We start from the raw sequence: 13,077 nt of genomic DNA, 5'->3' as shown, positions 1-13,077 counted from the left end.
TTAATGATGACTTGCTGTCCGGTGCATACGACGTTTACACCGTTTGATAAAACGGGCTACCCGCCATGCTCGTTTGATGCAATAGCCATATAGCACAAAAGCAAGCAAAAATAATGCCAACATCACCCACTCAGGAACAAAACTTAACCGTTCTCCAATAATTCCAACCGATGCCAACAAAACTGCGGCTAAAGTAATCAAGATGAATGCCTGACGAGAAGTAAATCCGGCACGCATGATCAAATGGTGGATATGTTGGCGATCCGGAGAGAATGGGCTCATTCCCTTACGCAATCGACGGTACATAATCGCAACCATGTCCATTAATGGGATCGCGATTATCCACAGTGCTGTCACAGGACTGATAGAAGCGCTTTCCCCTTGAGTCGTTGTAGTCAGTAACCAAATAATAGTAAAACCAATCAGGGTACTTCCTGCATCTCCCATGAAGACTTTGAAACGTTTTCCGACTAATCCCAGATTGAGAAAGATATAAGGCAAGATCCCTGCAATAAACGTAAAACACCAAAATGCCAGTGCGGTATTGCCATTTTCATATAGCAGAATTCCCAATGCGCCGAACGAGACACAAGAGAGTCCGCCCAACAAGCCATCAATACCATCCACCATATTGAAGGCGTTGATAGCAGCCCAAACGGCGAATAAAGTCACAACGTAGCTGAATGGGCCTAGTGTCATTTCCCATGGCCCGAAGGTATTACCCAAGCTTTCAAGCTTAAGGCCGGCAAAATGCATCATGCCGATACCAACGAGCGCCTGGATGGTTGCCCGAATCTTTACGCTGATATCAAAACGGTCATCTAATGCACCAATAAAAACTAATATTCCTGCACAAGCCAAGTATAGCCACTTATGAGGAATGAACTCTTTCGTGATAACGAATGCAAAACAAACACTAAAAAAAACAGATATCCCACCAACCAAAGGAATTAAGCCTTGGTGGCGCTTACGGTAATTTGGTTTATCAACCAGACCAATCTTTTTTGCTATCTTGCGAGACACAAACAAAAATGCGAATGAGAATATAAATACGCAAAAAATTTCGGCACTCATGCTAGGAATATTCACAATAACAACTCTCTGTAAAAATAATGATGGGGCATCTATTTTTCATTCACTTATGGATGTCCCATTCAACCCCAATCCCATAAATTCCCTGTTAACAAAACAAGGCTTACTGACTTATAAAAATTATTAAATGGATCATGCAAATAGTAGAACGTGACTGATAATCATCTACTGAACAACTATCTATAAGGCACTATAAAGCGTAAGTTCAGAAAACACTCATTTAATCACTCGAAAAACATGCAAAAAATGTACCATTTCAGGGCAATAGAGTAAGTCACTGATAAAAAAAACGCCACAGGAATGTGGCGCTTTGGTGTAATAGCTGCTTTTCTTTATTAAAAACTATTTCAGAACTATGAACGTTTCATAAAGTCGAAGAACTCTTCGTTTGTTTTTGTCATAGCCAGTTTGTTGATAAGGAATTCCATTGCATCGATTTCACCCATCGGGTGAATGATCTTACGTAGAATCCACATCTTCTGTAGCTCATCCTGTGCAGTGAGCAACTCTTCTTTACGTGTTCCAGAACGGTTGTAATCAATGGCAGGGAAAACACGTTTTTCAGCAATCTTACGGGACAGGTGCAGCTCCATGTTACCTGTACCTTTAAATTCTTCGTAAATGACCTCATCCATCTTAGAACCGGTATCAACCAGCGCCGTTGCGATGATGGTCAGACTACCACCTTCTTCAACATTACGTGCTGCACCAAAGAAACGTTTTGGACGATGCAGCGCATTCGCATCCACACCACCGGTCAATACCTTACCGGAAGCAGGAACCACGGTGTTATATGCACGAGCCAGACGAGTAATGGAGTCCAGCAGAATAATAACGTCTTTTTTATGTTCAACCAGACGTTTGGCTTTTTCGATAACCATTTCAGCCACTTGCACGTGGCGGGAAGCCGGTTCATCAAAGGTTGAAGCAATCACTTCACCTTTTACCAGACGTTGCATTTCGGTCACTTCTTCTGGACGTTCATCAATCAGAAGAACCATCAGAACACAGTCTGGGTAGTTGTGGGCGATGTTAGCTGCAATATTTTGCAGCAGCATGGTCTTACCTGCTTTTGGCGGAGCAACAATCAGGCCACGCTGACCACGGCCAATCGGCGCTGCCAAATCCAGAACACGGGCAGTCAAATCCTCAGTAGAACCATTACCGCGTTCCATGCGCAAACGGTTGTTGGCATGAAGTGGTGTCAGGTTTTCAAACAAGATTTTACTGCGGGCGTTTTCAGGTTTGTCAAAGTTAACTTCATTAACTTTCAGCAAGGCAAAATAGCGTTCACCTTCTTTTGGCGGGCGGATTTTCCCTGAAATGGTGTCACCGGTACGGAGGTTAAAACGGCGGATTTGACTAGGAGAAACGTAGATATCATCAGGACCTGCAAGGTAAGAACTGTCTGCGGAGCGGAGGAAACCAAATCCATCCTGTAATATCTCCAGCACACCATCTCCGAAAATATCCTCTCCGCTTTTCGCATGCTGTTTGAGAATAGAGAAAATGATGTCTTGCTTACGCATACGAGCCAGATTTTCCAGCCCCATATTTTCGCCGAGAGTAATCAACTCAGATACCGGCGTATTCTTTAATTCGGTAAGATTCATAATGGTGGGTTCTTTAACTCGGGGTATATCTCGAACTATGAACGTGAATGGTATGGCAGCGTTATCGGTGCCTGTTTATTTGTACCAGAAACGAATAAATCCTTCTAACATATTAAATTATATTACAAGGCAATAGTTTGAAGTACTCTGATTGATTTCAAAATAAGGCTGACAAACTGTCAAAACACGACTGAGATAATAACGAAACGTGGTTAACTTCAATATCGGAACTGTCTCAGCGTAAGCATTATCTCAGTATGAGCACTGCTTATAACTATAAAAACATCCTGTTATAACTATAAAAACATCCCGTTTAAAGATGTTCAGCATCAGGACGCTATCAGCGTACCAAGCTATATACCGAATGCTCCGTATATAGACTCAGAAACTTTACTAAATGCGATATGCTATCAGATACTTCAGGTGATCCAGAAATAACAGATTTATCAGACACTACAGATTGTTTAGTATGCAACAGGCTTAATGTCAACTCTTTACATCAATAATCCTTTATATCGAATAAAGAATTCACTCATGCAAGGTTTCATACAAGTAATGTTTCATACAAGCACGTGGCCGCTAACTTACCACGCTTCGTAGCGGACGTCTAGCGGTCAATAGGATAAATCACTCTATACGCTAAACGCCCGTAATTACTGTGACCGGACTCTAAATTAGAGGTACTGCTCCAAAAACTCTTTCAACTGAGTTTTTGACAAAGCGCCCACTTTTGTCGCTACCACTTCACCATTCTTAAACAAAATCAGTGTAGGAATTCCGCGAATACCGTATTTTGGTGCTGTATTTGGGTTATCATCAACGTTCAACTTGGCGATGGTCAGTTTGCCTGCGTATTCTTCAGAAATTTCATCCAGAATAGGGGCAATCATTTTGCAAGGACCACACCACTCAGCCCAAAAATCCACGAGGATCAGACCTTCAGCTTTCAGTACATCGTTTTCAAAACCAGCATCGGTCAGATGGGTAATATTCGCACTCATTTTTTTACTCCAAAAATAAAATCTTTTACAGTATCACTGTACATTAACCAACATACGGGTGTCTTTATTTCAGCGGATACACTTTCTTAAAGCAATAGTTAACTGATATTCTACCACTCTATGAGCAAAACACATTTGACAGAAAAGAAGTTTTCCGACTTCGCATTGCACCCCAAAATCTTAGAAGCTCTTGATAAAAAAGGGTTTTCAAACTGCACGCCAATACAGGCGCTAACATTGCCTTTTACTGTCGAAGGCCGAGATGTTGCAGGGCAAGCACAAACCGGAACAGGCAAGACGCTGGCATTCCTGACGTCTACTTTCAACTATTTACTGACTAATCCTGCTGCTAAGGCGCGTAAAATCAATCAGCCAAGAGCGCTGATTATGGCGCCTACCCGCGAACTGGCTGTCCAGATTTATTCTGATGCAGAAGAACTGGCAGAAGTCACCGGCTTGAAAATGGGTCTTGCTTATGGTGGCGATGGCTATGATAAGCAACTTAAGGTGTTAGAATCTGGCGTCGATATCGTCATTGGCACAACCGGTCGCCTGATCGATTACACAAAACAGGGGCATATCCAGCTTGGTGCCATTCAAGTTGTTGTGCTTGATGAAGCCGATCGCATGTATGACCTGGGCTTTATCAAAGATATCCGTTGGTTGTTCCGCCGGATCCCGGCAGCGACTGAAAGAATGAATTTGCTGTTTTCTGCAACGCTGTCTTACCGGGTGCGTGAACTGGCTTTCGAACAAATGAATAATCCTGAATATGTGGAAGTAGAACCCTTGCAGAAAACAGGGCATCGCATTCAGGAAGAGCTGTTTTATCCTTCCAATGAAGAAAAAATGCGTCTGCTACAGACCTTGCTGGAAGAAGAGTGGCCTGATCGCTGCATTATTTTTGCCAACACCAAACATCGTTGTGAAGATGTCTGGGCTCATTTGGCCGCTGACGGTCATCGCGTCGGTTTGCTGACAGGTGATGTTGCACAGAAAAAGCGCCTGCGGATCCTCGAAGAATTCAGTCAGGGCAATCTGGATATTCTGGTCGCCACCGATGTTGCCGCCCGTGGGCTGCATATCCCCTCAGTGACGCATGTCTTTAACTATGACCTGCCAGATGACTGTGAAGATTATGTCCATCGAATTGGCCGGACCGGTCGTGCCGGAGAAAGTGGTCATTCCATCAGCCTGGCATGTGAAGAGTACGCGCTGAACCTACCTGCTATTGAAGAGTATATTCAGCACCAGATACCTGTCAGCAAATACAACAGCGAAGCATTACTGAAAGATTTACCCGTACCCAAGCGCCGTAACCGCGCCCGTTCAGGGGGACACCCACGCCGCACCAATATGCCGCGCCGTGGCAACCCAACGCGTAATCGCAAGCGCCCAAGCTAAAATGACGCAATGATGAAATAATACGATGCTGAAATAACACATGCCGGAATAAATACTATGCTGAGTTCTTCTTCGCTCTATGCCGCTATCGATTTAGGCTCAAACAGTTTCCACATGCTGGTGGTCCGTGAAATATCCGGTAGTATTCAAGTGGTCACCCGCATCAAGCGCAAAGTCAGGCTGGCCGCCGGGTTGGATAAAAATAACCATTTATCACAGCAGGCAATGGAACGGGGATGGCAGTGCCTCCGCCTTTTTTCCGAATACTTGCAGGATATTCCTGCCACGCAGATCCGCGTTGTTGCTACAGCGACCTTGCGTCTTGCAGCAAATGCGGATGAGTTTGTGAGAAAAGCTTCAGCAATATTGAGTAGTCCTGTCAATGTCATCAGTGGTGAAGAAGAGGCTTGCCTGATTTATCAAGGCGTTGCCCACACCACAGGCGGGCCTGAACAACGGCTTGTCGTAGATATTGGAGGTGCCAGTACAGAACTCGTAACAGGCACCGGGGCTAAGGCCAGTCAGCTATTCAGTCTTGAAATGGGCTGCGTCACTTGGTTGGAACGTTATTTCAATGATCGCAGCCTGACAGAAGAAAATTTCGCCAAAGCGGAATCTGCTGCCCATGTCATTCTAAGTTCTGTCACTACAACTCTGCTTGAGCAGGGATGGCACATTTGCGTGGGCGCTTCCGGTACAGTACAGGCTTTGCAGGAAATCATGATCGCTCAGGGCATGGATGAGTTGATTACCCTGCCTAAGCTTCAGCAACTCAAACATCAGGCAATTGAGTGCGGCAAACTGGAAGAACTGGAAATTGATGGACTGACACTCGAACGGGCATTGGTTTTTCCCAGCGGTTTGGCAATCTTAATTGCTATTTTTCAGGCATTGAAAATCGAGAGCATGACACTGGCAGGTGGCGCATTGCGTGAAGGTTTGGTTTACGGGATGCTGGATTTGCCAATTGAGCAAGATATTCGCGCAAAAACCCTGCGTAATATACAGCATCGCTTTCAACTGGATATCGAACAAGCACAACGTGTCAGGCAGTTGGCAGAACACTTTTGCCAGCAAATCGCCAAGTCCTGGGAGTTGAATGAACGCTGCCGCGAATTATTGAGCAGCGCATGTTTACTCTATGAAATCGGCCTGTTCATTGATTTTCGTCAGGGATCCGCGCATTCCGCTTATCTGGTTAGCCATTTAGATCTGCCCGGTTATACACCTGCGCAAAAACGCCTGCTGGCCGCCCTGTTGAAAAATCAAAGGGGCCCTGTGGACTTAGCATCACTCAGCCAGCAGAATGCCCTGCCATCATTGCAGGCACAACGGCTATGTCGTTTATTGCGCCTCGCAATTATTTTCGCCAGCCGTCGGCGAGATGACTCTTTACCTGCTTTGCGGTTACGGGTAGAAGAAAATGAAACTCTCATGATCACCCTTCCCTACCAATGGCAGATGAAACACTCACTCAGGGCTGAAGCGTTGCAGCAGGAAATGAAATGGCAAAGTTATGTCCAATGGCCGCTGTTTCTTGAAGAACAGAATAACTCCCGACTAGGCTGATCCTGTATTTCCATACCCTGTATTCATGCCGGATACAGGGTTTTCATCAAGTGGTTTACCTGCCAATAGTTTTCTGTCCAAGTCCCAAACGCGATTTAATATCCGCAAGGCGTGATTGCCCCTGTTTCATTCGTTCTTCTGCACTTATCACCCGTTTCCCCCGCGGCCAATGCAAGTCATCTTGTGGCAATTCCAGCAAGAATCGGCTTGGTTCAGGACGAATGAGTTCACCATACTGGCGACGTTCTTTGCTCAGTGTGAAAAAAAGCTCTCTCTGCGCACGGGTAATGCCGACATAAGCCAGACGGCGCTCTTCCTCTATATTGTTTTCATCAATGCTGCTTTGATGCGGCAACAAGCCTTCTTCCATCCCCACCAGAAACACATAAGGAAATTCTAATCCCTTAGAAGCATGTAACGTCATTAGCTGAACCTGATCCAGCTCTTCATCTTCCTCTCCCCGTTCCAGCATATCTCGCAATGTAAAACGAGCGACGACTTGAGAAAGCGTCATTGGCTCATTCAAATCATCGCCTTCAAGCATTTCACTCATCCAGGTGAAGAGTTGGTTGACGTTTTTCATTCTCATTTCAGCCGCTTTTGGGCTAGGCGAAGTCTCATATAACCAGCTTTCGTAATCCATACCACGAAGTAAGTCTCTCACTGCCAGCAATGGTTCACGCTCCGCCTGACGGGATATTTCCTCCATCCAATGAGTGAAACGCTGTAATGCAGCCAGACCACGTCCGCTCAGATGTTGTTCCAAGCCAAGGTCAAAACTGGCCTGATACAGACTTTTGTTACGTTGATTCGCCCACTCTCCCAATTTCTGGATCGTTACCGCACCAATTTCTCGCCGTGGTGTATTAACGATGCGCAGAAACGCACTATCATCTTCAGGATTGGTTAAAACACGCAGGTAAGAGAGCAAGTCTTTGATTTCAGGTCGGGAAAAGAACGACGTTCCTCCCGAAATACGATAAGGAATGCGGTTTTGCATCAACATTTTTTCGAAGATCCGGGACTGATGATTACCACGATAAAGGATCGCGTAATCTTTATATTCCGTTTTATTGATAAAGTGATGAGCGATCAATTCTCCTACCACACGCTCAGCTTCATGATCTTCATTATTCGCTTCTATCACCCTGAGCGGGTCACCATAATTCAACTCTGAAAAGAGTTTTTTCTCAAATACATGAGGGTTGTTGGCAATCAGGATGTTCGCCGCTTTCAGTATCCGTCCCGATGAACGGTAATTTTGTTCCAGCTTAATGACATTCAACTGCGGAAAGTCCTCTTTCAGCAGGATCAAATTTTGTGGGCGAGCGCCACGCCATGAATAAATGGATTGATCATCATCACCAACCACCGTAAAACGTGCGCGGTTCCCAACCAATAGCTTCACCAATTGATACTGGCTTGTATTGGTATCTTGGTATTCATCCACCAGCAAATAGCGAATTTTATTCTGCCAGCGTTCCCTGACTTCTTCATCACGCATTAGTAGCAGTGTTGGTTTGGTAATCAGATCATCAAAATCAAGGACGTTACAACTGTTCAGATGCAAATCATAGCGGCGATAACACTCTGCAAATTGATGTTCTTGTGCCGAACGAGCTGTCCTGATCACCTGCTCTGGCGGCATTAAGTCATTCTTCCAGTTGGAGATGCAGGAGATAAGTTTTTGTAACAGATCTTTATCTTCTTCCAGCAGATCCGCAGTAAGATCTTTCAGCAATGCCATCTGATCTTGATCATCAAACAGTGAAAAATTACTTTTCATGCCCAGCGCTTTGTATTCACGCTTGACGATCTCCAAGCCCAAAGTATGAAAAGTTGAGATCGTCAGCCCTTTCGTTTCCTTGCGGCCTAAAGTCTGCGCGACACGCTCTTTCATCTCACGTGCCGCCTTATTGGTGAAAGTCACCGCGGCAATCTGGCGCGCTTGATAACCACAGGTGCGGATCAAATGGGCTATTTTATTGGTGATCACTCGGGTTTTACCGGAACCTGCACCTGCCAGAACCAGACAAGGCCCTGTGACAAATTCAACCGCTTGTTGTTGGCTTGGATTTAATCGCATACTTTTTCGAAGATTATATCTGGATGAAAGATCAGGAAACAGAATTGTAGCAGAAAGCAAGTCTCAGAGGCGGTTTTCTTTACGTAAGTAAATTATTGCAAGATAAAAGAGTAAGAAGTGTCAATATATTCTATTGTTAAATTTTCAATTCATATTAAAATTCTCGATCATTTTATTTTTTAATGGATTAATAAAAAATAGAAAAATTAAGAATAAATACCAGCCGATAGCCTTAGCCATAACTATTTTTATTCTTCTGTTATTTATCATTTTTCATCTTATACCCAAGAACACCAGAGCAGCAGATGGGAAAATCATATATTATTCATCACCTTGCTAGTTAGCCGTCATCAATATCATCATCAACCTTTTTACATGAGTATTAATTGATTATTATTAAGGTAGCAAATTAACCCGGTAATTTTCCACTGAGGATTTCAATTAATTCACCTGAATAAATAGTGATTATCTATTAACTGAAATACATAACATTTGTTTACTTTCATTAGTGCTATAACAATCATTACGTTATTAACATGAAGTCAATAAAAGGGAGGTAATATGATGCTACGTAAGACAGGCTTTTTCTTTGACGAATACTGTTTCTGGCATAATGCTGGGTTACAACATGTCGTCGTACTGCCCGTTGGTGGATGGGTACAGCCCCCTAGCAGTGCGGGACATGCTGAATCACCAGAAACCAAACGCAGAATGAAAAGCCTGATGGATGTTTCGGGTTTAAGCCGCTCACTGCAATTACGGAGTGCTGAACCTCTTGATGACGCAACCTTAAGACTCGTTCATACCGAAGATTATTTACAATGTTTTAAATCCGTAAGTGATAATGGCGGAGGAATGTTAGGATCTGAAGCCACGATGGGACAAGGCAGCTATGAAATCGCTAAATTGTCCGCCGGACTCACCTATGCGGCGGTAAAAGCCGTGTTACAAGGCGAATTAGATAATGCTTACAGCCTTTCCCGCCCTCCCGGACATCACTGCCTGCCGGATAAAGCGATGGGCTTCTGTTTCCTTGCCAATATCGCCCTTGCCATTGAGCATGCCAAAGAACAGCTTGGTGTTGGTCGGGTTGCCGTTATTGACTGGGATGTTCACCACGGTAATGGTACACAACATATCTTCTGGGAGCGTGATGACGTTTTGACTATTTCACTGCATCAGGATGGTTGTTATCCAGAAGGCTACAGTGGTGAAGAAGATATCGGTACAGGCAAGGGAGAAGGCTTCAATATCAATATTCCATTGATGGCCGGTGCTGGACATAATAGTTATCTCTATGCCATGGATCAAATTGTGCTTCCTGCCCTGCGACGTTACCAACCAGAGCTGATTATCGTTGCCTGCGGCTATGATGCTAATGCCTTCGATCCTCTCGCACGGATGCAACTGCACAGCGACAGTTTCCGTGAAATGACCCGCAATGTACAACAAGCAGCGGATGAATTGTGTCATGGCAAATTAGTTATGGTTCACGAAGGCGGTTATGCCGAAGCCTATGTCCCTTTCTGTGGATTGGCTGTCATGGAGGAACTCAGTGGCATTCGTACCGATGTCATTGACCCTTTACTGAACAATATTCAATTGCAGCAACCTAAAGAGCGATTTGAAGCATTTCAGCGCCAGGCCATTGATGAGCTGAAACGGCAATTCAATCTGTAAGACTTACCTATAGCCAGCAGATTTCAAATAATTGCCTGAAGGTGAAAGAAACAACCTGCCCGATGAAATAACGTCGGGCAGGGAATATATGATTTTCTTCGCCGGCTGATATTATCCACCAACCGCAATACGTTTCATATCAGTCATATAACCACGCAAGGTACGACCGATAGTTTCAATCGGGTGGTTACGGATCGCTTCATTCACATCACGCAATTGGGTATTGTCGATACCACGATCTGCAACTGCCTTTCCTAAATCTCCCGCTTGCAGAGTCGCCATGAATTTTTCTTTCAGCAACGGAACCGCAACGTAAGAGAACAGGTAATTGCCATATTCTGCCGTATCGGAAATGACTACGTTCATTTCATACAGGCGCTTACGGGCAATGGTGTTCGCAATTAACGGCAGCTCATGCAGGGATTCGTAATAAGCTGATTCTGCAATAATGCCGGAATCAACCATCGTTTCAAATGCCAGCTCTACTCCAGCCTTGACCATCGCGATCATCAACACACCATGATCAAAGTATTCCTGCTCACTGATGTTGCCATTGTAATCAGGGTAATTTTCGAATGGCGTCCTGCCGGTTTCTTCACGCCAAGTCAGCAGGTTTTTATCGTCATTCGCCCAATCAGCCATCATTGTGGAAGAGAATTCACCAGAAATGATGTCATCCATATGTTTTTGGAACAACGGAGCCAGAATAGTTTTTAGCTGCTCAGAAAGGGCATAGGCACGCAGTTTCGCCGGATTGGAAAGGCGATCCATCATCAGTGTAATTCCCCCTTGTTTCAGGGCTTCGGTAATGGTTTCCCAGCCAAACTGAATTAATTTACCTGCATAGCCTGGTTCGGCACCATCAGCAACCAGGTGGTCATAACACAGCAGAGAACCTGCCTGTAACATGCCACACAGAATGGTTTGTTCACCCATCAAATCAGATTTAACTTCTGCTACGAACGAAGATTCCAGAACACCTGCGCGGTGCCCACCTGTTGCGGCTGCCCACGCTTTCGCAATCGCCATTCCCTCGCCTTTTGCATCATTTTCTGGATGCACGGCAATCAGGGTAGGAACACCAAATCCACGCTTATATTCTTCGCGAACTTCCGTTCCCGGGCACTTAGGAGCAACCATCACAACAGTGATATCCTTGCGTACCTGTTCACCCACCTCAACGATATTAAAACCGTGGGAATAGCCCAGTGCTGCTCCTTCTTTCATCAAGGGCTGGACAGCCTGAACCACCGCTGAGTGTTGTTTATCTGGTGTCAGGTTGATAACCAAATCGGCTTGTGGAATTAATTCTTCATAAGTGCCAACCTTAAAGCCATTTTCGGTTGCTTTACGCCATGACGCGCGTTTTTCATCAATTGCTTCTTTACGCAAAGCATAAGAGATATCCAAACCCGAATCACGCATGTTAAGACCTTGGTTTAGCCCTTGTGCACCACAGCCGACGATCACCACTTTCTTGTCTTTTAAATACCCTGTCTCGTCAGCAAATTCTTCCCGTGCCATAAAACGACATTTGCCTAACTGCGCCAATTGCTGGCGCAAGTTCAACGTATCAAAATAATTAGCCATGGTGACTCCGTTATAATTAGGTGTGATGTTGTTTGCATAGTGCCAATATATGACATGCAGGCCATTGCTTAAATTGATATATTAACAAGACTATATTGCAATTTATGCAATAGTAATTTCTACACTAAAAAGTCTTTAGGCAAAGGGCGCGAAACAATGGATCTACGTGATTTAAAACTGTTTTTACACCTTGCAGAAAGTTGTCATTTTGGACGCTCTGCTAAGGCTATGCACGTTAGCCCATCCACTCTTTCACGCCAGATCCAGCGCCTTGAAGAATTATTGGGGCATCCACTTTTTCTACGCGATAACCGAACGGTAAAACTGACCACAGCCGGCGAACAGTTAAAGCAATTTGCGCAACAAACACTCCTGCAATATAAACAATTACAGCATTCGTTAAACCATCAAAGTTCATCACTAACAGGAGAGTTACGCCTGTTCTGTTCAGTGACCGCTGCATATAGCCATTTGCCACAAGTATTAGATAAATTCCGGGCTGAACACCCTTTGGTGGAAATAAAACTGACAACAGGGGATGCTGCTGACGCCGTGGATAAAGTCCAATCTGATGCTGCTGATTTGGGTATTGCGGGCAAGCCAGAGAAGCTACCTGATAATGTTAGTTTTACTAAAATAGGCGAAATACCGTTGGTGTTGATTGCGCCTTCCCTTCCTTGTACCGTGAGAACCTTGGCGACACAGGCCGCCCCCGATTGGAATAACATTCCTTTTATCCTGCCTGAGCATGGCCCTTCCCGTAAACGCATTGAGCTTTGGTTCCGTCGGCACAAGATCCTGCATCCTGTCATTTACGCAACAGTTTCCGGCCATGAAGCCATTGTTTCCATGGTGGCATTAGGTTGTGGGATTGCATTAATACCTGCGGTTGTCGTCGAAAATAGTTCTGAAACAGTACGTAACCGCATCTCCTTGCTGGAAAATATTTCGCTGGTTGAACCGTTTGAATTGGGTGTTTGTGCGCTGAGTAAGCGTTTAAACGACCCTTTAGTTAAGGCGTTTTGGAAGCTGTTGTAATCTG

At 44.7% G+C, this 13,077-nt stretch carries 9 protein-coding genes; 4 read left to right on the top strand and 5 right to left on the bottom strand.

Annotated features, from left to right (window positions below):
- The 3 genes from wecA to trxA form a co-directional block, all read right to left on the bottom strand.
- Positions 1-1,089: a UDP-N-acetylglucosamine--undecaprenyl-phosphate N-acetylglucosaminephosphotransferase gene (wecA, locus tag Xenpb_RS03965; protein WP_187653186.1), complete on the bottom strand. Its 1,089-nt coding sequence runs from the start codon at positions 1,087-1,089 to the stop codon at positions 1-3.
- Positions 1,090-1,445: 356 nt separating this feature from the next.
- Positions 1,446-2,705: a transcription termination factor Rho gene (rho, locus tag Xenpb_RS03960; RefSeq protein ID WP_074020680.1), complete on the bottom strand. Its 1,260-nt coding sequence runs from the start codon at positions 2,703-2,705 to the stop codon at positions 1,446-1,448.
- 674 nt (positions 2,706-3,379) lie between these two features.
- Positions 3,380-3,706, bottom strand: a complete 327-nt coding sequence (gene trxA / locus Xenpb_RS03955) for a thioredoxin TrxA (RefSeq protein WP_187653185.1) — start codon at positions 3,704-3,706, stop codon at positions 3,380-3,382.
- Between the two features lie 120 nt (positions 3,707-3,826).
- On the opposite strand from trxA, the gene rhlB reads away from it, so the two are divergent.
- Positions 3,827-5,110 carry an ATP-dependent RNA helicase RhlB gene (rhlB, locus tag Xenpb_RS03950; protein WP_187653184.1) on the top strand — a complete coding sequence of 428 codons (1,284 nt, stop codon included), beginning with the start codon at positions 3,827-3,829 and terminating at the stop codon, positions 5,108-5,110.
- A 57-nt stretch (positions 5,111-5,167) separates the two neighbouring features.
- Complete coding sequence (gene gppA, locus Xenpb_RS03945) at positions 5,168-6,679, top strand: guanosine-5'-triphosphate,3'-diphosphate diphosphatase (protein WP_187653183.1); 1,512 nt, start codon at positions 5,168-5,170, stop codon at positions 6,677-6,679.
- A 55-nt stretch (positions 6,680-6,734) separates the two neighbouring features.
- On the opposite strand, the gene rep is transcribed toward gppA, so the two are convergent.
- Complete coding sequence (gene rep / locus Xenpb_RS03940; protein ID WP_187653182.1) at positions 6,735-8,765, bottom strand: DNA helicase Rep; 2,031 nt, start codon at positions 8,763-8,765, stop codon at positions 6,735-6,737.
- Positions 8,766-9,329: 564 nt separating this feature from the next.
- Between rep and Xenpb_RS03935 the strand changes: the two genes are divergently transcribed.
- Positions 9,330-10,445, top strand: coding sequence for a class II histone deacetylase (locus Xenpb_RS03935; RefSeq protein ID WP_187653313.1), 1,116 nt, complete (start codon positions 9,330-9,332; stop codon positions 10,443-10,445).
- Positions 10,446-10,556: 111 nt separating this feature from the next.
- On the opposite strand, the gene ilvC is transcribed toward Xenpb_RS03935, so the two are convergent.
- Positions 10,557-12,035: a ketol-acid reductoisomerase gene (gene ilvC, locus Xenpb_RS03930; protein WP_187653181.1), complete on the bottom strand. Its 1,479-nt coding sequence runs from the start codon at positions 12,033-12,035 to the stop codon at positions 10,557-10,559.
- 156 nt (positions 12,036-12,191) lie between these two features.
- On the opposite strand from ilvC, the gene ilvY reads away from it, so the two are divergent.
- A complete protein-coding gene (gene ilvY / locus Xenpb_RS03925; RefSeq protein WP_187653180.1) occupies positions 12,192-13,073 on the top strand; it encodes an HTH-type transcriptional activator IlvY in 882 nt (293 codons plus the stop codon).
- The last annotated feature ends 4 nt before the right edge of the window (positions 13,074-13,077 follow it).

It is taken from the genome of Xenorhabdus sp. PB62.4, from assembly GCF_014467285.1.
GTDB lineage: Bacteria > Pseudomonadota > Gammaproteobacteria > Enterobacterales > Enterobacteriaceae > Xenorhabdus.
Note: the sequence above shows the minus strand (reverse complement) of the source record. Positions and strands in the feature narration are given on the sequence as shown.

What these genes read in the sequence shown, in the direction of transcription:
- rho (WP_074020680.1), bottom strand. Translation starts at nt 2,705, where the DNA reads ATGAATCTTACCGAATTAAAGAATACGCCGGTATCTGAGTTGATTACT.
- trxA (WP_187653185.1), bottom strand. Translation starts at nt 3,706, where the DNA reads ATGAGTGCGAATATTACCCATCTGACCGATGCTGGTTTTGAAAACGAT.
- rhlB (WP_187653184.1), top strand. Translation starts at nt 3,827, where the DNA reads ATGAGCAAAACACATTTGACAGAAAAGAAGTTTTCCGACTTCGCATTG.
- gppA (WP_187653183.1), top strand. Translation starts at nt 5,168, where the DNA reads ATGCTGAGTTCTTCTTCGCTCTATGCCGCTATCGATTTAGGCTCAAAC.
- rep (WP_187653182.1), bottom strand. Translation starts at nt 8,765, where the DNA reads ATGCGATTAAATCCAAGCCAACAACAAGCGGTTGAATTTGTCACAGGG.
- Xenpb_RS03935 (WP_187653313.1), top strand. Translation starts at nt 9,330, where the DNA reads ATGCTACGTAAGACAGGCTTTTTCTTTGACGAATACTGTTTCTGGCAT.
- ilvC (WP_187653181.1), bottom strand. Translation starts at nt 12,035, where the DNA reads ATGGCTAATTATTTTGATACGTTGAACTTGCGCCAGCAATTGGCGCAG.
- ilvY (WP_187653180.1), top strand. Translation starts at nt 12,192, where the DNA reads ATGGATCTACGTGATTTAAAACTGTTTTTACACCTTGCAGAAAGTTGT.